23 protein-coding genes are annotated in these 20,493 nt (G+C 66.1%); 9 read left to right on the top strand and 14 right to left on the bottom strand.

Features of this window, described 5'->3' with window-relative positions; translation table 11 throughout:
• Positions 1-88: 88 nt before the first annotated feature.
• Positions 89-1,711, bottom strand: coding sequence for a fatty acid--CoA ligase (locus A5733_RS20015; RefSeq protein ID WP_076241397.1), 1,623 nt, complete (start codon positions 1,709-1,711; stop codon positions 89-91).
• 108 nt (positions 1,712-1,819) lie between these two features.
• On the opposite strand from A5733_RS20015, the gene A5733_RS20020 reads away from it, so the two are divergent.
• On the top strand, positions 1,820-2,131 hold the full coding sequence (locus A5733_RS20020) for a hypothetical protein (RefSeq protein WP_076241398.1): 312 nt from the start codon (positions 1,820-1,822) through the stop codon (positions 2,129-2,131).
• Between the two features lie 3 nt (positions 2,132-2,134).
• Here A5733_RS20020 and A5733_RS20025 read toward each other — a convergent pair whose 3' ends face one another.
• Both A5733_RS20025 and A5733_RS20030 read right to left on the bottom strand, forming a co-directional pair.
• Positions 2,135-2,446 (bottom strand): hypothetical protein, encoded by a 312-nt coding sequence (locus A5733_RS20025; protein ID WP_076241399.1) that lies wholly within the window; start codon positions 2,444-2,446, stop codon positions 2,135-2,137.
• 98 nt (positions 2,447-2,544) lie between these two features.
• A complete protein-coding gene (locus A5733_RS20030) occupies positions 2,545-3,903 on the bottom strand; it encodes a cation:dicarboxylate symporter family transporter (RefSeq protein WP_067773744.1) in 1,359 nt (452 codons plus the stop codon).
• A 105-nt stretch (positions 3,904-4,008) separates the two neighbouring features.
• On the opposite strand from A5733_RS20030, the gene A5733_RS20035 reads away from it, so the two are divergent.
• Together A5733_RS20035 and A5733_RS20040 are read left to right on the top strand one after the other, a co-directional pair.
• Entirely contained in the window at positions 4,009-5,604 is a 1,596-nt protein-coding gene (locus A5733_RS20035) for an ATP-binding protein (protein WP_076241442.1), read from the top strand.
• Complete coding sequence (locus tag A5733_RS20040; RefSeq protein WP_076241400.1) at positions 5,601-6,299, top strand: response regulator; 699 nt, start codon at positions 5,601-5,603, stop codon at positions 6,297-6,299. Before A5733_RS20035 ends, A5733_RS20040 begins: the two co-directional genes overlap by 4 nt.
• A 1-nt stretch (position 6,300) precedes the next feature.
• Here A5733_RS20040 and A5733_RS20045 read toward each other — a convergent pair whose 3' ends face one another.
• The 6 genes from A5733_RS20045 to A5733_RS20070 form a co-directional block, all read right to left on the bottom strand.
• Complete coding sequence (locus A5733_RS20045; protein WP_076241443.1) at positions 6,301-7,413, bottom strand: YncE family protein; 1,113 nt, start codon at positions 7,411-7,413, stop codon at positions 6,301-6,303.
• A 392-nt stretch (positions 7,414-7,805) separates the two neighbouring features.
• Positions 7,806-8,489 carry an ArsR family transcriptional regulator gene (locus A5733_RS20050; RefSeq protein ID WP_076241444.1) on the bottom strand — a complete coding sequence of 228 codons (684 nt, stop codon included), beginning with the start codon at positions 8,487-8,489 and terminating at the stop codon, positions 7,806-7,808.
• 40 nt (positions 8,490-8,529) lie between these two features.
• Positions 8,530-9,336: a class I SAM-dependent methyltransferase gene (locus A5733_RS20055; protein ID WP_076241401.1), complete on the bottom strand. Its 807-nt coding sequence runs from the start codon at positions 9,334-9,336 to the stop codon at positions 8,530-8,532.
• Complete coding sequence (locus A5733_RS20060) at positions 9,333-10,121, bottom strand: ABC transporter permease (RefSeq protein ID WP_076241402.1); 789 nt, start codon at positions 10,119-10,121, stop codon at positions 9,333-9,335. The genes A5733_RS20055 and A5733_RS20060 overlap by 4 nt, the downstream gene beginning before the upstream one ends.
• Positions 10,118-10,825 (bottom strand): ABC transporter ATP-binding protein, encoded by a 708-nt coding sequence (locus A5733_RS20065; protein WP_076241403.1) that lies wholly within the window; start codon positions 10,823-10,825, stop codon positions 10,118-10,120. The genes A5733_RS20060 and A5733_RS20065 overlap by 4 nt, the downstream gene beginning before the upstream one ends.
• Positions 10,826-10,832: 7 nt before the next feature.
• On the bottom strand, positions 10,833-11,288 hold the full coding sequence (locus tag A5733_RS20070) for a hypothetical protein (protein WP_076241404.1): 456 nt from the start codon (positions 11,286-11,288) through the stop codon (positions 10,833-10,835).
• A 135-nt stretch (positions 11,289-11,423) separates the two neighbouring features.
• Between A5733_RS20070 and A5733_RS20075 the strand changes: the two genes are divergently transcribed.
• Complete coding sequence (locus A5733_RS20075; protein ID WP_076241405.1) at positions 11,424-12,065, top strand: DUF3060 domain-containing protein; 642 nt, start codon at positions 11,424-11,426, stop codon at positions 12,063-12,065.
• On the opposite strand, the gene A5733_RS20080 is transcribed toward A5733_RS20075, so the two are convergent.
• Positions 12,038-12,925 (bottom strand): alpha/beta fold hydrolase, encoded by an 888-nt coding sequence (locus tag A5733_RS20080; RefSeq protein WP_083666326.1) that lies wholly within the window; start codon positions 12,923-12,925, stop codon positions 12,038-12,040. The genes A5733_RS20075 and A5733_RS20080 overlap by 28 nt on opposite strands.
• A gap of 101 nt (positions 12,926-13,026) precedes the next feature.
• Between A5733_RS20080 and A5733_RS20085 the strand changes: the two genes are divergently transcribed.
• Positions 13,027-13,629, top strand: a complete 603-nt coding sequence (locus A5733_RS20085) for a TetR/AcrR family transcriptional regulator (protein ID WP_076241406.1) — start codon at positions 13,027-13,029, stop codon at positions 13,627-13,629.
• A gap of 4 nt (positions 13,630-13,633) precedes the next feature.
• Here A5733_RS20085 and A5733_RS20090 read toward each other — a convergent pair whose 3' ends face one another.
• A complete protein-coding gene (locus A5733_RS20090) occupies positions 13,634-14,407 on the bottom strand; it encodes an amino acid ABC transporter ATP-binding protein (protein ID WP_067773720.1) in 774 nt (257 codons plus the stop codon).
• On the bottom strand, positions 14,404-15,879 hold the full coding sequence (locus A5733_RS20095) for an amino acid ABC transporter substrate-binding protein/permease (protein ID WP_233152742.1): 1,476 nt from the start codon (positions 15,877-15,879) through the stop codon (positions 14,404-14,406). Before A5733_RS20095 ends, A5733_RS20090 begins: the two co-directional genes overlap by 4 nt.
• Positions 15,880-15,969: 90 nt before the next feature.
• Here A5733_RS20095 and A5733_RS20100 point away from each other — a divergent pair, with 90 nt between their 5' ends.
• Positions 15,970-16,824, top strand: coding sequence for an alpha/beta fold hydrolase (locus A5733_RS20100; protein WP_198938898.1), 855 nt, complete (start codon positions 15,970-15,972; stop codon positions 16,822-16,824).
• Between the two features lie 120 nt (positions 16,825-16,944).
• Complete coding sequence (locus A5733_RS20105; RefSeq protein WP_076241408.1) at positions 16,945-17,241, top strand: hypothetical protein; 297 nt, start codon at positions 16,945-16,947, stop codon at positions 17,239-17,241.
• Here A5733_RS20105 and A5733_RS20110 read toward each other — a convergent pair whose 3' ends face one another.
• Both A5733_RS20110 and A5733_RS20115 read right to left on the bottom strand, forming a co-directional pair.
• Positions 17,242-18,201, bottom strand: coding sequence for a TauD/TfdA family dioxygenase (locus A5733_RS20110; RefSeq protein WP_083666330.1), 960 nt, complete (start codon positions 18,199-18,201; stop codon positions 17,242-17,244).
• A gap of 26 nt (positions 18,202-18,227) precedes the next feature.
• Entirely contained in the window at positions 18,228-18,518 is a 291-nt protein-coding gene (locus A5733_RS20115; protein WP_231965798.1) for a hypothetical protein, read from the bottom strand.
• A gap of 155 nt (positions 18,519-18,673) precedes the next feature.
• Here A5733_RS20115 and A5733_RS20120 point away from each other — a divergent pair, with 155 nt between their 5' ends.
• Together A5733_RS20120 and A5733_RS20125 are read left to right on the top strand one after the other, a co-directional pair.
• Entirely contained in the window at positions 18,674-18,970 is a 297-nt protein-coding gene (locus A5733_RS20120) for a DUF4193 domain-containing protein (RefSeq protein ID WP_067773714.1), read from the top strand.
• A gap of 76 nt (positions 18,971-19,046) precedes the next feature.
• Complete coding sequence (locus A5733_RS20125) at positions 19,047-20,420, top strand: cytochrome P450 (RefSeq protein ID WP_076241448.1); 1,374 nt, start codon at positions 19,047-19,049, stop codon at positions 20,418-20,420.
• Positions 20,421-20,493: the final 73 nt, after the last annotated feature.

The following is a 20,493-nucleotide window of genomic DNA, read 5'->3' on the forward strand; positions in this document are numbered from 1 at the left end:
CCGGCGCGCAACTATTCCGCCCCCCCCCCCCCCCAACCGCTCCGTTTGGGGCGGGACAGCCCGGGTTTGCGTCTGCTCGGCGGGGAAACTAGAGCGTGATCACCTCGTAGGCACCGTCGGCGTGGCGGGCCCGGATCACCTTCTTGTCGTATTTGCCCACGCTGGTGCGCGGCACCTGGTCGACGAAGGTCCACCGCTCGGGCAACCACCAGCGAACCACCTTGTCCGCCAAGAACTCCCGCAGTTCGGCCGGCGTGGCGGCGGCCCCTTCCTGCAGCACCACGACCGCCAGTGGGCGTTCCTGCCATCGCTCGTCGGGCACTCCGACGACGGCGGCCTCCAGCACCGCGGGGTGCCCGATCAGATGGTTCTCCAACTCGACGGAGGAGATCCACTCTCCCCCGGACTTGATGACGTCCTTCGCGCGGTCGGTCAACGTCACATAGCCGTGTGGGTCGATCGAACCGACGTCCCCGGTGCGCAGCCAGCCGCTGTCGAACTTCTCGGCATCACGGCCCAGGTAGTAGCCGCCGGTGATCCACGGCCCGCGGACCTCCAGTTCGCCGACGGCCTTGTCGTCGTTGGGCAGCGGTGCGCCCGCGTCGTCGACGATGCGCACCTCGACACCGCACATCGGCCGGCCCTGGCTGACCCGCATGTCCCAATGCCGGTCCTCCGACACCCCAGGCAGCGGTTTGGCCACCGTCGCCAGCGGCGAGGTTTCGGTCATCCCCCAGGCCTGCTGGATGTAGACGCCGTGGCGGTCCTGGAAGGTCTGCATCAGTGAGAGCGGCACTGCGGACCCGCCGCAGGCGACCAGACGCAGCGACGAAACGTCGTGTCCCGGATTCTTTTCCAGGCAGTGCATGACGTCGTTCCAGATGGTCGGCACGGCGCCGGCCAGCGTGGGCCGTTGCGATTCGATCAACTCGATCAGCGCCGGCCCGGTCATGAACCGGTCGGGCATCACGAGGTTGGCACCGGCCATCAGGGCGGCATACGGCAGGCCCCACGCGTTGGCGTGGAACATCGGCACGATGGGCAGCACGGTGTCACTGCAACTGACGTCGAGCGCGTTGCCGGTGCAGGTGCTCAGGGCGTGCAGGTAGCTCGACCGGTGGCTGTATACCACACCCTTCGGGTTTCCGGTGGTTCCGCTCGTGTAACACATTGCCGCTGCGGAGTTTTCGCCGATCTCGGGCCACTCGAACCCAGCGGGCTGCGCCGCCAGCAGTTCGTCCCAGCGCAGCACCGTCACGCCGGTCAGCGCCGCCACGTCGCCGTCGCCCACCACGATCACGGTGTGCACGGTCTCCAGCAGTGGCAGGACCGGGGCCAGCAGGCCCATCAGCGATGCGTCGGCGATGACGACGCGGTCGGCCGCCTCGTTGGCGATGTAGGCGATCTGTTCCGGGGACAACCGGATGTTCAGCGTGTGCAGCACCGCGCCCATCGCCGGCACGGCCAGGTAGGCAGCCAGGTGCTCGGTGTTGTTCCACATGAAGGTGCCGACGCGATCGTCACCGTCGACCCCCAGACCGCGCAGCGCGTTGGCCAACCGCGCCGCCTGCTCGCCGAGTTCCCGATAACTGATGGTGCGGTAACGACCCTCGCCGACGGCGGTGGTCACGGTCCGATCACCGTTGACTCCGCAGGCATGCCGCAGGATTGCGGTGATCGTCAACGGCCAGTTCTGCATGGTGCTGTCCACGGGCGCGATGGTATGCGTTCGCCACGGCGCGCCGGCGGGAACGATTCGAATTCCCCTGACGATGTAGGTAGAGGAGAATGAACCGGTAACGACAGAAGGGTGCGACCGATGCGCATGAAAGGGTCCCTGGCGGCCGTCGCCATGGCGGTGTTCGGGATGCTCAGTGTGTCGTCGGCGGTGGCCACGGCCGAGGAGACGGCCCAGGAGACGATCAGCCGCCTGCAGTCCGAGGGTTACACCGTCAACATCGACAAGATCGGCACCGCACCGCTGGATCAGTGCACGGTCACCAGCGTGCGTAATCCGCAGCGCGTCGGTCAGTTGCTGCCCTACGTCGGGCCGGGCCTCGGTGGTGATCGCATCCTGGTGCCGGCGATCACCAGCCAGACGGTGTCGGTCTCGTTGAACTGCCAGCGCTGAGAGTCATCCCGAGCAGTCCAGCGACACGGTGATGGTGCGTCGCACCACCACGGGTATGAGGTCGAATTCCTTGCCGTTCTTGCCGAACCGTTCGACCCGGATGAGCCTGGTCTGATCCTGAGGATTGCGCACGCTGGTGACCGTGCACTGATCCAGGGGCGCATTGCCGATGCGATCGACGTTGACGTGAAATCCCTCGGCTTCCAGCTGACCGATGGTCACCACCGGTGAATCGGCGTGTGCCGGAACGGCGGTCGACAGAACCGCACTCATTGCCGCCCCCGACGCGGCCAGCATGACGATTGAACCTCGCATGACCGTGTCTTCTTTCTACGTTCTCGCATTCACTCTTTCGGTGATGTCCTTCCCGTTGTTACGGGCGAGGACGCTTGCGAGTTCAACGCAGCCGCCGGCTAGGCGGGAGCAGGTTCGCGGGTCTCGGTGGCGTGGTCGTCGACCATGGTGAGTTCGTCGAACGGATCGTCACCACGCAGCACCGCGTCCACCTTGTCCTTGTCCACGGTGTGCGTCCACGAGCCGACCAGCAGGGTGGCCACCGCGTTGCCGGAGAAGTTGGTCACCGCACGGGCTTCGGACATGAACCGGTCGATCCCGACGATCAGGCCGACTCCGTCGAGCAGATCAGGGCGATGGGCCTGCAGGCCGCCGGCCAGGGTGGCCAAACCGGCGCCCGTCACACCGGCGGCCCCCTTCGACGCGACGATCATGAACACCAGCAGACCGATCTGCTGCCCGACGGACATCGGGGCGCTCATCGCGTCGGCGATGAACAGCGCCGCCATGGTCAGGTAGATGGCGGTGCCGTCGAGGTTGAACGAATATCCGGTCGGCACAACGACTCCGACGGTGCTGCGGTCGACACCCAGGTGCTCCATCTTGGCGATCAGCCGCGGCAGCGCCGACTCCGACGACGAGGTCGAGAAGATCAGCAGGTACTCGCGGGCCAGGTACCGCACCAGTTTGAAGATGGACACGCCCGACACCGCGCGCAGCAGGATGCCGAGCACACCGAATACGAACAGCACGCACGTCACGTAGAAGCCCAGCATCAGGGTCAGCAGTTGGGTGACGGCGGTCCAGCCGGTCTGCCCGACGACGTTGGCGATCGCGCCGAACGCGCCGATCGGTGCCAGCCACAGGATCATGATCAGCACCTTGAACACGAGCTTCTGCAGGTGCTCGATACCGCGCAGGATCGGTTCACCGGCACTGCCCATGCCCTGCAACGCGAATCCGACCAGCAGCGCGACGAACAAGGCCTGCAGCACGCTTCCGGCGGTCAGCGACGAGAACAGCGTTTCGGGAATGATGCCCTGCACGAAGTCCATGAGTCCGCCGGCCTCGTGCGCCTTCTCCGCGAGCTCGGCGCCCTTGCCTGCCGAGCCCTCCGACAGGTGCATGCCGCTGCCCGGGTGGATCAGGTTGCCCACCACCAGACCGATGGTCAGCGCGATCGTGGACATGGCCAGGAAGTAGCCGAAGGCCAGGCCACCGACTTTCCCGACGGTGGCGGCCTTGCGTACCGAGCCGATGCCCAACACGATCGTGCAGAAGATGATCGGACCGATCATCATCTTGATCAGGTTGACGAACATGGTGCCGAGCACGCCGACGCTCTTGCCCACCTCAGGCGCGACGAGCCCGACCACCACACCGACGACGACGGCCGCGATGACCGCGATGTAGAGCCAGTGCGTGCGGTCGCGACGCGGGGACGCCGGCTCGGGTCGCGACTCTGTCGACACAGTCATCGGTGCACCTCCAGTTCGACTTCGAATGCGCTGTACCAGTACCTTCGACCATAGGGTGAGCCAGGTCACGATTTAGTTCATTACGTTCATGCGATCGGAGATGTGGTGGCGCGCTGGTGGCGGCGTCTGTCGGTCCGGGCCTGGCCGCATTCGCTGGCCGGGCAGGCCATCGCGCTGCAAATCCTCGTGGTCGTGGTTGTGGTGCTGGCCGGTTCCACCCTGGCCCTGCTCGACGCCCGCCGTGACGGCGCCGACGCGGCGCGCCTACAGGTGATCGGCATCGCCACGGCCCTGGCCGATTCCCCTTCGACCGCGGCGGCGATCGAATCGGGAACGGCCACAGAGGTTTTGCAGCCGGTCACCGAGGCCGTGCGCACGAGTACCGATATCGCGTTCATCACGATCATGTCCCCGGAGGGCATCCGGTTCACCCACACCGATCCCGGCGAGATCGGCGGGCATTACCTGGGCACGGTCGCGCCCGCACTGCGCGGGGAGACGTTCACCGAGGTGTACACCGGGACACTGGGACCGTCGGTGCGCACCATCGCACCGGTTCGTGGGCACGACGGACGCATCGTGGGACTGGTCTCGGCCGGGATCACCCAGCAGACGTTGGCGCAACGCTGGCGGGCCCAGGTTCCGGTGATCGCCGCGGTAACCGCCGCTGCACTGGGTGTTTCGCTGATCGGCGGTTGGGCGATCCGCCGCCGGCTGCTGCGCCAGACCCACGGCCTGGGCCCCGCCGAGCTGCGGGTGATGTACGACCACCACGACGCGATCCTGCATTCGGTGTCCGAGGGGCTCATCGTGCTCGACCGCGATGGCGTGGCGTTGGTGAACGACGAAGCACGCCGACTGCTCGGCCTGCCGCCCGGACCGGTGCGCGCACAGGATCTGCCGGCGTTCCTGCGCCAGGCCGACCCGGGCGCCCGCGACGAGGTGCACGTCACCACCGATCGGGTGCTGGTGGTCAACCGGGCCCACGTCGCCGACCCGGGTCCCGGCGGGCAGGCGCGAAGCCGATCCGAGGTGGTCACGATCCGTGATCGCACTGAACTCCAGGGCGCCCTGGGTGAACTCAACTCCCTGCAGGTGCTGGCCGATTCGTTGCGGGCACAGGCGCATGAGTCGGCCAACAAGCTGCACACCGTGGTCACCATGGTGGAGATGGGCCGGCCCGACGACGCGGTCCGGTTCGCCACCAGTGAGTTGGAGTTGTCACAGCGCCTGGTGGACCGGCTGTCGGCGGCGGTGGGTGAGCCGGCCCTGGTGGCGCTGCTGCTCGGCAAGACCGCGCAAGCCGACGAGCGCGGGATCACCCTGACCGTCACCGAGGACACCCAACTGTCCGATGACGCCGCGCTGTCGGGGCAGGAGATGGTGACGGTGCTGGGTAATCTGATCGACAATGCGATGGATGCCTGTGACCGTGACGATCCATGGGTCGAGGTCACGGTGAACCAGGAGGATCAGCAGTTGGTGATCCAGGTCGCCGACGGCGGCCCCGGCATGGATGCGGACACCTTCGAAAAGGCCATGCAGCGTGGCTATTCCACGAAATCCGGCGACATCGCCGGCCATGGTCTCGGGCTGGCGTTGGTGGCGCAGGTGGTCACACGGCATTCCGGCACGCTGACCGCCGACGTGACGTACGGTTCTGTCGTGACTGCCACGATTCCGGTCGCGCGGCACACATGAGGATCAATGTGATGATCGTCGAGGACGATCCGCTGATCGCCGAGGCCCATCAGACCTACCTCGCTCGGCTGCAAGGCTTTTCGATGGTAGCGGTGGCACACACGGCCCGCGACGCGATGCGGGCGGCCGCCGCGGCGGCAGCCTCCGAGCATCCGGTGGATCTGGTGCTGCTGGACATCGGTTTGCCCGACGCCAGTGGAATCTCGTTGGCGTCCGGGCTTTCCGGGCTGCGGCCGGCACCCGACATCATCGCCATCACCTCCGAGCGTGACCTGGAGATGGTGCGCGCAGCGGTAGCCCACGGCGCCCTGGCTTACCTGCTCAAACCGTTCACGTTCGCGGCGTTTCGCGATCGGCTGGAACGCTACCGCCGCTACCGTTCGGCGTTGCCGTCCGGAACCGATGCCGCCAGCCAGGCCGAGGTCGACCGGGCGCTGGCCGAATTGCGCGTCGCCTCAGGGGAATCCGCCAGATCTGCGCCGAAAGGGGCGGCCCCGCACACCACGGAGGAGATCGCCACTGCGGTGCGCGACGAGCCCGCCGGATTGACGGCCGACGAGGCGGCCAAACGCGTCGGGGTGTCGCGGGTGACGGCGTGGCGCTATCTCGAGCGCCTGGCCGACGACGGGACCGTCGTGCGGCACACCGAATACGGCAAGGCCGGGCGGCCCCGCACCCGCTACCGGTGGCGCTGAATCAGGCGCCGGCGGGCTCCAGGGCGGGCATCGCGGGCATCGCCGCAATCTCGACCGCGTCCGTCGCCACCAACTGCGAGTACAGCGATTCGGCCACCTCAAGGACGTTCACCCGGCCGGCATAGTCGGCGACGTACAGCCGGGTGCCGTCGTGGCGCAACGCGACCGCCGCGGGCTCCGCATGCACGTCCACGCTGCCCTGGACCTGGCCGGTCAGGGCGCACCACACGACGACGCGGTCGTAGTCGACGAGGTAGGCACGGGTGGCGTCGGCGCTGAGCACCAGTTCGGTGGGCGCGCCGGCGACCTCGACCGCGTCCACCACGGTGGCCGCGGACAGATCCACGGTGTGCACCACACCCCGGTGGGTGAGGTCGGAGGTCAGCACGTAGGCGATACCGTCGCCGATCGCCACATCGCGGATCGGGGCGCCGACCCACACCGTCGCCTGCACCTGAGCGGTCTCGGTGTTGACGACGACCAGGCGGCTGCCGCGGGGGTCAGAGGTGGCCGCGAGCAGGCGCTTACCGGTCGAGTCGACCTGGAGCGCATCGAGGTTGACGCCGGCGCCGGTCGCGATGTCGATGGTGCCGACGCGCTCGGCGGTGGTGTCGATGACGGCGATGTCGATGCGCTCGTGGCCGGCGCGGCCGGCGAACACGCGCTTGCCGTCGGGGCTGATGGCCATGGCCGTGACGGTCATGGCCAGCGGGTACTCGTTGAGCACCGCGCCGGTGAGGGTGTCGACCGTCAGGATCGAGTCGTGTGCGGCCCCGGCGACACTGACATAGGCGCGGTCGTCGGCGACCACGACGTGGAACGGATCCCCGGGCAGGCGCACCGAACCCACCACACCCATGGTGTGGGGATTGATCACGGTCAGACTCTGATTGGTGACGTTGGTGACCACCACGGTTTCGCGGTCGGGATCGACGGCGATGTCCCCGATCGCGCCACGACCGACCTCGGCCACGCCGGCGACGTCGATGTCGTCGAGCGCGCCGTCGAAGGTGATGCCGCGGGCCGGCAGGTCATCGATGACTCCGTGATTTCGGCGGGCTTCACGGCCAGAGCGCGCGGCCTCGGTCAGCGCACGCAAAAAGTTCTTTGCCATCTGTGTCGGCACCTCCGCCGGTGAGAGTTCCACCGGCTCTAGATTTCAGTCATCTGCGCCGGGAGTGGCGCGGTTGCATTGAGTCTAGCGACGAAACCGACAGCTCCTGAACGACTTCGCAGCGAATATCGCGAAGCTGACAACAGTCTCTCAGGATGCGCTTAAGAAATTCTTCGTTATCGACTTGTTACCTTTTGGCTTTGATCGATTAAATGCCTGTTACCAGGCTTTTCGCCGTATTTAATGCGCATCACATAATTGGCGGTAACCGGGCCGGTCGATACCGTTTCTTATCCTCGCGGGCAAAAGTGAGCGGTAGATCACATCCCGACACTCCAGCAAACTTTCCGCAGCGTCAAGATCGGAACGCCTGGCGCAACGCGTAACGCGTGTTACCGCTGTGAAAGATGTGCCGGGCGCAGCACCAGGTTCACCTCGCACGATCCATGCCGTGCGTCGGGCCGTACGGTCGCGGTGTATCGGCCCCCGACCACCTCGGCGTTCAAATCGATCACTTCCTGGATCATGCCCTGCTGAATGCCGCGGACCACCTCGGGTGAGGCCGCCGCGACCTCGGCCAGCGGGCACGTGCAGATCTCCACCGACACCTCGCCGAACGAACTCAGCACCGAACGAACCTGGAATCCCAGTTCGCCGAGCGTGGCCACGACAAGATCGGGAAGCGACGTCTCGCCGCGCCGACGCGCCACCCGCACCCGGTGCGCCAGGTCGGCGCCGATGCGCAGCGCACGCTCTTCGCGTTCCTCAGGGGAACCACCCAGGTGCCGGGCGAACAACGCGACGATGTCGGCGTAGTCGAGGCGCGGGACGATTTCATACGTCAGCCTCGGCCGGCCCACCCGTCCGGCGGCAGGACTCGCTGCGGCGCGGCGGATGACGCCCTGTCCTTCCAGCGTGCTGAGGTGGAAACGGGCGGTGGTGATGTGGATCTGCAGCGCCTCGGCGATCTGCCGGGCGTCGAGGGGATTGTCCGCGGCCCGCAGGAGGTCGGCGACGCGGTGCCGTTGCTGTCCGGCCGCCCGGTCAGAGTCGACGCGTTCACGATGCCGGGGCATGGACACATCATGCACGTCGGATGTCATGGCGATCCCACGCCTAGGCAGAACCAGGCACCACCGCAACGATCGCCACCGCGGTCAGCTGCTCGCGGTAGCGATTGAAAGTTCTGCGCATGTGCAGCACGCGCTTTCGGGCATCTGGATGGGTCAGCACGTTGCCGACGATCCGCAGCGCGCCGAGCAGGCCTTCGTCGGCGATCACGCGGCGCGGTTGCAGCAGGGCCATCGGCGCCCGGTCCACCTCGGCCACCTCGAAACCCGTACTGGTCAGCAGCTCGGTCCACTCGGCCACGGTCAGCGGTCGCGCGTTGACCTTGATGGCCCTGGCCATCTCGCGGCGGATGTCCTCCTTGATCGCCTCGTCCAGGCCGTCGGGCATCAGGGCCAGTTCGTGGATGGCGTAGCGGCCGCCCGGGCGCAACACCCGGAACGCCTCCTCGACGATGGCCCGCTTGGCCTTGTCCCCCTGCATGGTCAGCATGGCCTCACCGACGACGACGTCGGCCGAGCCGGCATCCAGACCCGTGTCGGCGGCGTCGGCATCGATCAGCCGGCCGCCGGTGGCGGCCACCGCTTTCTGCACGAGTGCGGAGGTGGCCGAGCTGTCGTCGACCCCGACGTACGAGCGGGGCCGCTGTGCGGCGATGTCGGTGGCGGTGCGGCCCAACCCCGGTCCGAGTTCGACGACGTCGACGCCGCCGATCCGGGCCGCGGCCAGCAGCCGCGTGGTCAGCTCCAGCCCGCCGGGCCGAAGCACCCGCTTGCCCAGCCGGGCCAGCAGCCAGTGCCCGGGCAGGTCGGCGTCGGAGCGCTGCGGAAGCGGCAGTTCGTTCTTGCCCGTCATTTCGTGATACCTCCTCTACGGGCCGTGCACCACGTACTGCACAGCAGGACAACGGAAAACAGGGCGCACGTGTACGCCAAGGCGAGGTTCTGCCCCCACGGCGGGTTCAGGACGATGTCCTGCCCGGTGGCGTAGACGCCGTTGAGAAAGGGCATGAAACGTTGCAGTGAGTAGCCGCCGGGCAGGTAGCCGACGGCGGTTTCGATCACGTACACCCAGAACAGGATCGCGCCGACCGCCGCTGCGGGTGTCCGGATCAGGGCGCCCACGCCGAGGCCGAGGCCGGCCGCGAAGAACGCGTAGACCGGCACGGTCCACACCAGGCGCAGGCCGTGCGGATCGGTCACCGACACCTGTCCGTAGACCAGCGCGGACACCCGGGGCAGGGCGACGAGTACCAGCACCACCATCGCCGCGGACAACGCGGCGCCGAGAGTGCCGTAGAACAGCCACTTTCCCATCATCGCCGACCAGGTGCGCGGCAGCGCGAAACGCACGTACTGGTGTGCGCCGGACCTGAATTCGTGTGCCTGACCGTAGGCCGACGCCAGCGCGGACAGCACCACGGTCACGGTGATCACCCAGTAGGCCGCGTTGGTGGTCGACACCTGTTGGACATAACTTTGACCCGGGATGCGCGCGAATCGTTCTGCCACAACGGCGATCAGGAACGTGATCGCCGCGGGCACGATCACCGCCGCCGGGACCAGAACGTTCCACAGTGGGCCGCGACCTCCGGTGCGGGTCATCTCGGCGCGCATGCTGCGCAGCACATGCCCGGTCATGCGTCGGCCATTCCGAGTAGCAGTGCCTCCAGGTGCCGGCGCGGGTCGGTGCCGGCCGGCACGATCTCGTCGATGCTGCCCGCCGCGGCGATCCGACCGTGTTCCAGCACCAACAGCCGGTCGGCGGTCAGCGCCACCTCGCCGAGTAGATGACTGGCCACCACGACGGTGCGCCCTTCGGCGGCCAACCGCCGCAACAGGTCTCGCAGCCAGACGATGCCCGGCACATCCAGGCCGTTGACCGGTTCATCGAAGATCAGTACCTGCGGTTCGGCGAGCAAGGCTCCGGCGATCGCCAGCCGCTGACGAGCCCCCATCGACAGCTGCGCAATGCGGCGATGTCTCTGGTCGGCCAGCCCGACCTGGTCGAGCACCTCGTCGATGCGGGCACCCGCCACGTCGCCCAATGCTGCCAGCCACGACAAGTGGCGCTGCGCGGTGTGCCGCGGATCCATGGTCGACGGGTCGAAGTGCACGCCGAGCACCTCCATAGGGTCCGCGTGGTCACCAATCTTTTTGCCACACAACGTGATCGTGCCGTGATCGGGTCGTTCGACCCCGGCGATGAGCCGTAGCAGCGTGGTCTTTCCTGCGCCGTTGAGGCCGAGCAATCCGGTGACCGTTCCGGCCGGGGACGATGTGGTGACGTCGACCAGGGCCGGAATGCCACCGAAGGCCTTGGTCACACCGCGGACGTCGATCATCGGTGGATCACTGGAAGTTGCACGGAATGGGTAGCCCCAGGGTCGAGATGCCGTTGCACATCGACTTGCTCGCGAGCTTCCACTGCCCGTCGATGTACCGCCATTCGGCGGGGATCTGCAAGGTGGGCTGGCCCTGACGGCTGCCGTTGATCACCGCGGTGTGGCTGGTGCCGTCATGGGTTTCCGGTCCGGTCACCAGGGCCGAGCCCTTCGGGGCGCGGAAGATACCGAGCCGGTAGACCATCTTCGGCACGATGACCGCCCGCGGACCGCCTTCGAGCTGTGCGGCCTTGACGTGATCCGGCGCCTGGCTTGCCACGAGTAGCTGGATCTGGGCGTTGAGATCCTCCAGCGTCGGGACCGCAGCGGTGATCGCGAAGTCCTCGGCAGCAGCCGGCGGCGCGAAGGCGACGGGGAGCGAGACCGCAATGACGCTGGCGACCAGCGAAAACAGGCGCTTCATCAGCGATTCCTTAATTTAGAGGAAAAGTATGCGGTTAACCCTAGAAGTTTGGTTAGCCTAAGGCAATACCTTCGTGCGGAGCGTCGCGCGTGCCGTTTACTCCCGACACCATGAGCGACGTGCGAGCATCTGCGGATGGACTCGAAGGACGATCCCGAGGCGCGCATCCGGGAATTGGAGCGCCCGCTGGCCGATACGGCACGCACCTCGGAGTTGGGCACTCACGGTTCCGGCAGCTTTCCCCCGCCCCCACCCGGGCCGCCGGCACCATGGCCGGGTTATGAGCCCTACCCGCCATATCCGGCACCGCCGCAGCGCAAGTCCAATGCGGCACCGTTCGTGATCCTGTTTGCGCTGTTGTCGTCGCTGCTCGTCGCCGGTGCCATCGCCGCTTTTGTGTTCTTCGACAACGCCGGCGAGAAGTCCGGCTCCGCCGACTCGTTCTCCGACAGCCGATCCACCGCCATCCGCGCTCCGGCGTCCGAACCGCTTGCGCCGAGCCGGGTTTCGCCCGGGCAGACGGTGATCGTCTCGGGTATCGGCGAGCACCGGACCGTTGAGTGCCAGGACAGCACCGTGATCGTCAGCGGCGTCGAGAATCAGCTGCAGATCACCGGGCACTGCATCGCCGTGACCGTATCCGGCGTGAACAACGTCATCGAGGTCGAGTCGGCCGACACCATCGGCGTCTCCGGATTCGAGAACCGGGTCACCTACCGCAGTGGGCAACCCGAGGTGAGCAAGTCGGGTCAGTCCAACGTCGTCGAGCCGGGCTGATCCGCCCCGGGCACACCCCCGAGGCGGCGCAGAAACGTTTGCAGCAGCCCGATCAGCGGGGCCGGATTGTCTTCCGGGACCCAGGCGTAGGAGTCGTCGACGAATTCCAGCGTGGCCTGGGGCAGCGTCCGGGCCAGCCGGGCCGCACCTTCGGCCGGGAAATACCGCTCCTCGCGCGGCCACACCACCAGGGCCGGCCGGTCGTACTCCGCCAGTTGCGGTGAATACTTCGCCAGGTAGTCGGGCGACAACCCCTGCAGGAAGCGACGTAAATCGTTGCGCACCAAGGGATCACTGCGCAACGGACCCACATAGTCGGCCATGATGTCGGGTGGGATCGGCCGTTTGGTCGCGCCGCCATAGGTCACCCGCAGGCGTTGCACTCCTTTGAGCCCGATGCCCACCGACTGCAACAGCCCGGCCCCGGGCAGCCCGGCCAGGGTGGCCAGGAGCTTCACCGGCCACGGGTCGGAATCGAATGCGTTGGTGGCGACGAGGACCAGCGCCTCGACCCGCTCGGGATGGGTCACGGCGGCCACCTGGGCGATATCGCCGCCGTAGCCGTTGCCGACCACGACGGCCTGCTCGATTCCGAGTTCGTCGAGCAGGTCGACGACGGTTTGAGCCAGGCCCGGCAGGGTCACGTCGGCGCCGGGCAGAGCGGGGGTGTGTGATCCCATCGCCAGATCGGGTGCGATACAGCGGATTCCGTCCCCGAGACCGGCCACCACGTGGCGCCAGACCAAGCCATTGGCGACGAGTCCGTGCAGGAGCACGACGGGGCGCCCGCTGCCGCATTCCCGCACGCCGACCGGTCCGCAGGGCAGCTGTACCAGTCGTCGGGAGCTGAGCGTGTTCATCCGACCGTCCCTTCACCGCGAGCACCGGTAAATCAATACAGACTGTATGTAAACACATAGATCGGCAAACATCAATACATACAGGTTGTTAAAATTTCTCGGTGAGCAACGAGTCCCGCGACGGCCGAGAGCAGCGCAGCGAAGCCACGCGGTCGGCACTGGTCGCAGCGGCACGCGCACAATTCGTCGAGCGCGGTTATTCGGCGGTGTCCACCGGAGACATCGCGCGCGTCGCGGCGGTCACCCGTAATGCGCTGTACTACCACTTCCCCACCAAAGAGGCGGTGTTCCGGGCGGTCTACGAAGATGTCGAAGGCCAACTCGCCCAGCGGGTCCTGCCTGCGGCCGCCGCACATACCACCGGCCGTGCCCAACTCGAGGCCGGTATCGAGGAGTTCCTCGACGGGTGCCTGGACCCCACCGTGGCGCGGGTCAGTGTGCTCGAGGCACCGGCCGCACTCGGATTCGCGCAGATGCGCGAGATCGACAATCGCAACTACCTCGGCGCGCTGCGTGACGGGTTGCGCACCGCGATGGCCGACGGTGAGCTCCCCGACCTACCGGTGGACACGCTCGCCTCGATGATCATCGGCGCGCTGGACGAGGCCGCACTGCTCATCGCGACCGCCGACGACCCGGCCGCGGCCCGTCACGATGCCGGCGTGGTGGCCCGGGCCCTGGTCGACGGCTTGTTCACGCGCTGACGCGCTACAGCACCTTCGACAAAAACTCTTGCAGCCGAGGATGTTTGGGGTTGTCGAAAAGCTCGGCCGGCGGCGCGTCCTCGACGATGTTGCCGTCGCACATGAAGATCACCCGGGAGGCCACCTCGCGGGCGAAGCCCATCTCGTGGGTGACCACCACCATCGTCATGCCGCCCTCGGCCAGGTCCCGCAGCACTTCCAGCACGTCGCCGACCATCTCGGGATCCAGCGCGCTGGTGGCCTCGTCGAACAGCATGATCGACGGGTTCATCGCCAGTGCCCGCGCGATCGCGACGCGCTGCTTCTGTCCACCGGACAATGTGGCCGGTTTGACGTGGGCCTTGTCGGCCAGGCCCACCTGGGTCAGCAGCTCCATGGCCCGTTTCTCGGCGGCGGCCTTGTCCATCTTCTTGGTCAACAGCGGTGCCAGCGTGACGTTGTCGATCACCGTCATGTGTGGAAACAGGTTGAAGTGCTGGAACACCATGCCGATGTGCTGGCGCACCTTGTCCAGATCCACTTTGCGGGCGGTGAGGTCGAACCCGTCGACGGTGACCTTGCCGGCGGTGATGTCCTCGAGCTTGTTGAGGCAGCGCAGGAAGGTGGATTTGCCCGAACCCGACGGGCCGATGACGCACACCACCTCACCCTTGCTGATCGTGGTGTCGATGCCGTCGAGGACCACCAGATCGCCGAACGACTTCTTCAACCCCTCGATCCGGATCTTTACCGTGCCTTCGGGCTCGGCGGCGGCGGCTTCCGGTACCAACTGCGTCATTTGATCCTCTTCTCGAGTCGATCCGAGAGCTTCGTGAGCGCCATGATGACGATGAAGTAGATGATGCCGATGATCAGCCACATGGTGAACGACTGGTAGTTGCGCGCGATGATCAGCCGGCCGGTCTGGGTCAGCTCGGCGATGCCGATCACCGACAGGATCGAAGTGTCCTTGAGGGTGATGACGAACTGGTTGACATACGACGGGATCATCGTGCGAACCGCCTGCGGCAGAATCACTTTGCGCATCGTGGGCAGATAGCCGACGCCCAGGCTGCGGGCGGCCTCCATCTGACCTTTGTCCACGGATTGGATTCCGCCGCGGACGATCTCGGTCATGTAGGCCCCGGCGTTGAGCGAGAGCGTGATGATGCCTGCGGTCAGCGCCGTCATCTGGAAGCCCAACGCCGCTGGAATACCGAAGTAGATGAAGAACGCCTGCACCAGCAGCGGGGTGCCGCGGAAGATGTCGACGTAGGTGGTGCCGATGCCGCGCAGGATGATCGAGCGCGACACCCGGAACAGCCCGAAGACGATGCCCAGCACCAGCGCGATGGCGATCGAGACCACGGTCAGGATCAACGTCATCTTCAGGCCGGTCATCAGGAACGGGAATGTGCTCTCGAGCAGCCCGAGGAACGAGTTGTCGGCCTCGGTGGCGCCTTCACCGAGGTATTTCTCGAGGATCTCGTCGTAACGACCGGACTCCTTGAGTTCCTTGAGGCCGGCGTTGAACTTCGTCAGCAGTTCGGCGTTGTGGCCCTTGTTGACCGCGAAACCGTAGCTGGAGCCCTTCTCCTTCGGCGTCACGGTCTTGAACCCGTTGCCCTGCTGGATGCCGTAGTTCAGCACCGGGTAGTCCTCGAAGATCGCCACCGAGTTACCGGTCTTGACTTCCTCGAACATCGACGCCGAATCGGCGAACGAGACGATCTGGAAACCGTACTTGTCCTTGATCGACTCGGCGAATTCCGCACCCTCGGTGCCGTTCTTGACCGCCACCCGTTTGCCGCGCAGGTCGGCGTAGGACTTGATGTCCTCGTTGTTGGCCAACACCGCCATCTGCACGCCCGATTCGAAATACGGGTCGGAGAAGTCGAACACCTTCTTGCGCTCGTCGGTGATCGACATGCCCGCGATCACCCCGTCGGCCTGGTTGGCCTGCACGGCCTGCAGCGCCGCGTCGAAGCCCAGCGGCTTGATGGTGATGTTGAACTTCTGGTTCGCCGCGATCTCGTTGATCAGGTCGATGTCGATACCGACGAATTTGCCGTCCACATCCTGGAATTCGAACGGCGCGAAGGTGATGTCGGTGGCGACGACGTAGGTCTCGCCCTCAGCGCTGGCGCGGGCCGGGGCCAGCGTGGCAGCGCCGGCCACCCCGAGCAACAGGGCCAAAAGAGTGAGCAGATGTACCGGTATTCGCGAGCCCGATCGTCGACTGCGAAGCGACTGTGGCGAACCAGCTCGCATATGGCAACTCCCCTCGGCACGGCTATGGGCGAAGCCCACCGTATCGCTAGCCCTGGCCGAACGGGAGAATTCGGGGGCGACAATGGGCTGGTGTTCGATGGCTTCGACTTCCACCGCGCCTCCAACGGGATTGCACTTTGGGTAGGCGGTACCGGACCGGCGCTGCTGCTGTTGCACGGATATCCACAGACACATGTCATGTGGCATGCCGTCGCACCGCTGCTGGCGCGCAACTTCACCGTCGTCGTCGGTGACCTCCCGGGTTATGGTGCTTCCGAGGCACCACCGGTAGCGGCCGATCACGTGCCGCATTCCAAACGGGCCTGGGCGGCTCAGTTCGTGGCGGCCATGGACGAGTTGGGATTCGATCGGTTCGCGGTGTGTGGTCATGACCGCGGCGGCCGGGTTGCCTACCGGATGGCGCTGGATCATCCACGGCGGGTCTCGCGGGTGGCTGTGCTCGATATCGTGCCGACTGTCGAGATGTATGAGACTGCCGATCGCGACTTCGGTTTCGGTTACTGGCACTGGTTCTTCCTGCCGCAACCTGCGCCCTATCCGGAGACCCTGATCGGCCACGACCCGGATGCGTTCTTCGAGGGCTCGCTGATGAAGGTGACGACGTTCGCCCCCGAGGCGCTGGAGGCGTATCGCTTTTCGTGGCGCCGGCCGCACACGATCGAGGCGATGTGTGAGGACTACCGGGCCGGGTTTGGCATCGATTCCGAACTGGATCGCTTCGACCGCGAATCCGGGCGAAAGATCACCATGCCCCTGCTGGTCCTCTGGGGCTCCCGCGGTGTGATCGACAAGTGGTACGAGCCGCTGCAGCTGTGGGCACGGTGGGCCGAGGACGTATCCGGAGCCGCCGTCGACGCAACACATTTCCTGGCCGAGGACCAGCCGGATGAGGTGGCTCGGCGACTCCTGAAGTTCTTGCAATGACGGGCGAGAAAACCGGGGAAAGGAGTAGTGCACTACTCGTGAGGTAACGCCACCAACGGCCGTACGTTTTCTGCATCAGGGCGTCGGGAAGTTCAGCGCCTGGTTCAGAGGAAGTCCGACATGAGCGTTTTCCATCCGGTTTCCGTCCTCAGACGCGAAGCCGCACCACAGACCACACCGGCCGTCCACACCCACGAGCCCGTACTGATCACCGAACAACAGGTGCTGTTCAGCACCGCTGTGGCAGTGGGGGCCCCGCCGCGGCACACCCTCATGGCGACGATGTCAGAGGCGATGTCACACGCGGTGTCATCGGCGGTGACGCACTGGCGCACGCGGGAGGTCCGTCCGCATTACCCGCCGCGGATGTCCTACCTCGAACACAGCCTGATGGCCCGTGAGATGGACCGGCTCTGATCAGCCGGCCAGCGCCACCACGGGGGTGACCACCTCGGAGTACCGCGACGCGTCACCGGCGACGGACCGGCTGCGCCGGCCGTGCACGTCGACCGGGACATCGCCGGCCAGCGTGATCCGGCTCAACCGGCGGAACTGATCGTCGTAATCGGCCACCGCGTAGTGCTGGGTGGCCCGGTTGTCCCAGATCGCCAGGTCACCGGGCTCCCAGTTCCAGCGAATCGTGTTCTCCAACTTGATCACCCGGTTCTGCAGCAGCTGGAACAGGGTGGCCGACTCGGCAGCGCTGAGCCCGACGAACTGTTTGATGAAGTGCCCGAGCAGCAGCACCCGCTTACCCGTCTCGGGATGGACCCGCACCACCGGATGTTCGGTCTCGTAGTACTCGGAGACGAACTCGTCGCGATACTGCTTCTCGGCGTCCGCGAGATCGTCGTGGCGCCCGTCGTAATCGGCCGCATAGTCGTATTGATTGGTGTGCACCGCCCACAGGTTCTCCACCAGCACCCGCAGCGGCTCGGGCAGCCGGTCGTAGGCGGCCTCGGTCGAGGCCCACGTCGTGGTCCCGCCGTAGTCCGGCAGCGTCACCGCGCGGAGCAACGAGGCCTTGGGGATGCGGTCGACGAACGTCACGTCGGTGTGCCAGCTGTTGGCCTTGTCATAGCGCGAATCGATGGGCAGGATCCGGTCACCGCGTGAGGTGACGGTCGGGTGGGCCGCAGTGGGGATACCAAGCAGCCGGGCGAACGCCAGCTGGCCGTCGTCGTCGAGGTGGTACTGCTCCCGGAAGAAGATGACCTTGTGTTCGAGCAGGGCATCGTTGATCGCGGACACCGTGTCCGCATCCAGGTTTCCGTTGACGTCGATTCCGTCGATGCGGGCCCCGATGTGGGCGCCGAGCTTCACTACACGCAGAGAGGACACCGCGTCACCATCGACGAGCGCGGGCCTGAACACCATGTTTGCGCTCAGTGAGAGCGCAACCGTCAGTCGATACGGATGACGTAGGTGCCGTCGTCGTCGCGCTCGATCTGCCCCTCAAGGGCGTTGATCCAGACCGGGGTGTCACGTCGAGAACCCAGGAAAGCGCTCTGCACGGAGCCGCCGGGCTGCAGATCGACGTTCCACTCGTCGTCCTGGGCGACGATGGTCAGGATCTCCTCGCCGTCGGCGCGGCGGATCGAGATCACCTGACCGTTGGACTCCAGGTCCTCGGCGTCATAGTCGTCGAGCTCGTCGAAAGGTTCGGCATCCGGATCCCTGACATCGTCATGCACGGGCAAGACTGTACCCAGAATCACGTTCGGCGGATGACGACTGTCCGGCCCGCAACGGCTAACGTGCATCCGACGTTTACCGGCTGTTCGCCCGGGGAACAACGAGTCCCGCTGTGGCGTTGGCCAAGCATTGGTCTGTTACCAGGAGGATCATCATGGCTACCGATTACGACGCGCCGCGCGTCAAGGAAACCGACGAGTCGGCCGACGAGTCCCTCGAACAGCTGGCGGCCCAGCGGCGCACCGCGGCCAACACCGCGGTCATCGACGAGGATGAGGTGGTCGATTCGTTCGACCTGCCCGACGCGGACCTCACCGGCGAGGAACTCAGCGTGCGCGTCGTCCCCAAGCAGGCGGACGAGTTCACCTGTTCGAGCTGCTTCCTGGTGCAACACCGCAACCGGCTGGCCCTGCAGAAGGGTGAACAGCAGCTCTGCATCGATTGCGTGTAGTTCCCGGGATCCGCCCACGGCGCGGCGGATAGTTCCTATCCTCAGCTGCATACCGACAACGATGTTGGAGGTGCAGATGACCGACCGCGCGACAGCCGGGCCACGGCGTGACACCCGACGCGAACGCCACAGCTACCACTTCGACCGGCACACTCCGCAATACCGCGACCAGTTCGAGCCGATCACCTCGGAGATGCTGGCTGCCTGTCCGCTGGCCTGGACCGACACCTACGGCGGGCACTGGGTGGCCGCCGGTAGCAGCGAAGTGTTCGAACTCGCCCGCTGCCCGCACATCTCGAACGATTTCGATTTCCTCGGTGAACGAAAAGGCTACTTGGGCATCAGCATTCCCCGTGCCGAGTCGAGCACACAGTTTCGCGGCGGCATGTTGGAGATGGACGATCCCGAACACCGTGCCTACCGCACACCGCTCAACGGATATCTGTCGCCGGCCGCGGTGGCCCGGTGGAAGCCGGTGGCCGATGAGCTGGTGCGGGCCTGCCTGGACGAGAAGATCGAAAGCGGCAGCATCGATTTCGTCGACGATCTGGCAAACATCGTCCCGGCGGTGCTGACGCTCGGACTGCTCGGTGTCCCGCTGGCCGAGTGGGAGATCTACTGCGAGCCCGCCCACGCATCGGTGTACACCCGCGCCGACTCCCCCGATGCCAAGCGCGTTTTCGACCTGTCCGTGGCCTCGGCGGTGCACATGATGGAGCACGTTGCGGTGATCCGCGAGACGCCGCGGCCAGGGTTGATCGACGCCATGGTGCGGATGCGGATCGACGGTCAACCCGCTCCTGACAGCGAGATCATGGGCATGCTCATGCTGTTGATCGGCGGCGGCTTCGACACCACCACGGCGCTCACCGCGCACTCACTGGAGTGGCTGTCCCAACATCCCGACGAGCGTGAGCGGTTGCGTCGTGACCGCGCGCGGCTGCTCGACTCGGCGACGGAGGAGTTTCTGCGGTTCTTCACCCCGGCCCCCGGGGACGGCCGCACCGTGGCCGAGGACATCGAGGTGGCCGGCGTCGACCTCAAAGAAGGTGAGCGGCTGTGGCTGTCGTGGGCGATGGCCAACCGCGATCCGCGGGTCTTCGACGCTCCGAACGAGCTCAAGATGGACCGCACCGGCAACCGTCACTTCAGTTTCGGGCTCGGCGTCCACCGTTGCATCGGGTCCAATGTGGCCCGCACGGTGTTCAAGGCGATGCTCACCGGGGTGCTCGACCGAATCCCCGATTACCGCTGCGATCCGGCCGGGACGAAGCACTACGAGACCATCGGGGTCATCCAGGGCATGCAACATCTGCCCGCCACCTTCACCCCCGGCCCGCGGCGCGGTCCAGGTCTGGCGCAGACACTGGAGAAACTGCAACGGGTCTGTGACGAGCAGCAGTTGGCCGCACCGATCACCGAGCACAAGGCCGCCGCGGTCATCGACTGACCCACGCGCCTGCCGTGCCGAGAACGCGTCGACACGATACGGTCAGGTCGATCGTTCGGCTCACCACGTTCGG

Origin of the sequence: Mycobacterium sp. NS-7484 (assembly GCF_001953975.1) — a bacterium.
In the GTDB taxonomy this organism is placed as follows: domain Bacteria; phylum Actinomycetota; class Actinomycetes; order Mycobacteriales; family Mycobacteriaceae; genus Mycobacterium.

What these genes read in the sequence shown, in the direction of transcription:
- A5733_RS20020 (WP_076241398.1), top strand. Translation starts at nt 1,820, where the DNA reads ATGCGCATGAAAGGGTCCCTGGCGGCCGTCGCCATGGCGGTGTTCGGG.
- A5733_RS20025 (WP_076241399.1), bottom strand. Translation starts at nt 2,446, where the DNA reads ATGCGAGGTTCAATCGTCATGCTGGCCGCGTCGGGGGCGGCAATGAGT.
- A5733_RS20030 (WP_067773744.1), bottom strand. Translation starts at nt 3,903, where the DNA reads ATGACTGTGTCGACAGAGTCGCGACCCGAGCCGGCGTCCCCGCGTCGC.
- A5733_RS20040 (WP_076241400.1), top strand. Translation starts at nt 5,601, where the DNA reads ATGAGGATCAATGTGATGATCGTCGAGGACGATCCGCTGATCGCCGAG.
- A5733_RS20045 (WP_076241443.1), bottom strand. Translation starts at nt 7,413, where the DNA reads ATGGCAAAGAACTTTTTGCGTGCGCTGACCGAGGCCGCGCGCTCTGGC.
- A5733_RS20050 (WP_076241444.1), bottom strand. Translation starts at nt 8,489, where the DNA reads ATGCCCCGGCATCGTGAACGCGTCGACTCTGACCGGGCGGCCGGACAG.
- A5733_RS20055 (WP_076241401.1), bottom strand. Translation starts at nt 9,336, where the DNA reads ATGACGGGCAAGAACGAACTGCCGCTTCCGCAGCGCTCCGACGCCGAC.
- A5733_RS20060 (WP_076241402.1), bottom strand. Translation starts at nt 10,121, where the DNA reads ATGACCGGGCATGTGCTGCGCAGCATGCGCGCCGAGATGACCCGCACC.
- A5733_RS20065 (WP_076241403.1), bottom strand. Translation starts at nt 10,825, where the DNA reads ATGATCGACGTCCGCGGTGTGACCAAGGCCTTCGGTGGCATTCCGGCC.
- A5733_RS20070 (WP_076241404.1), bottom strand. Translation starts at nt 11,288, where the DNA reads ATGAAGCGCCTGTTTTCGCTGGTCGCCAGCGTCATTGCGGTCTCGCTC.
- A5733_RS20075 (WP_076241405.1), top strand. Translation starts at nt 11,424, where the DNA reads ATGGACTCGAAGGACGATCCCGAGGCGCGCATCCGGGAATTGGAGCGC.
- A5733_RS20080 (WP_083666326.1), bottom strand. Translation starts at nt 12,925, where the DNA reads ATGAACACGCTCAGCTCCCGACGACTGGTACAGCTGCCCTGCGGACCG.
- A5733_RS20090 (WP_067773720.1), bottom strand. Translation starts at nt 14,407, where the DNA reads ATGACGCAGTTGGTACCGGAAGCCGCCGCCGCCGAGCCCGAAGGCACG.
- A5733_RS20095 (WP_233152742.1), bottom strand. Translation starts at nt 15,879, where the DNA reads ATGCGAGCTGGTTCGCCACAGTCGCTTCGCAGTCGACGATCGGGCTCG.
- A5733_RS20105 (WP_076241408.1), top strand. Translation starts at nt 16,945, where the DNA reads ATGAGCGTTTTCCATCCGGTTTCCGTCCTCAGACGCGAAGCCGCACCA.
- A5733_RS20110 (WP_083666330.1), bottom strand. Translation starts at nt 18,201, where the DNA reads ATGGTGTTCAGGCCCGCGCTCGTCGATGGTGACGCGGTGTCCTCTCTG.
- A5733_RS20120 (WP_067773714.1), top strand. Translation starts at nt 18,674, where the DNA reads ATGGCTACCGATTACGACGCGCCGCGCGTCAAGGAAACCGACGAGTCG.
- A5733_RS20125 (WP_076241448.1), top strand. Translation starts at nt 19,047, where the DNA reads ATGACCGACCGCGCGACAGCCGGGCCACGGCGTGACACCCGACGCGAA.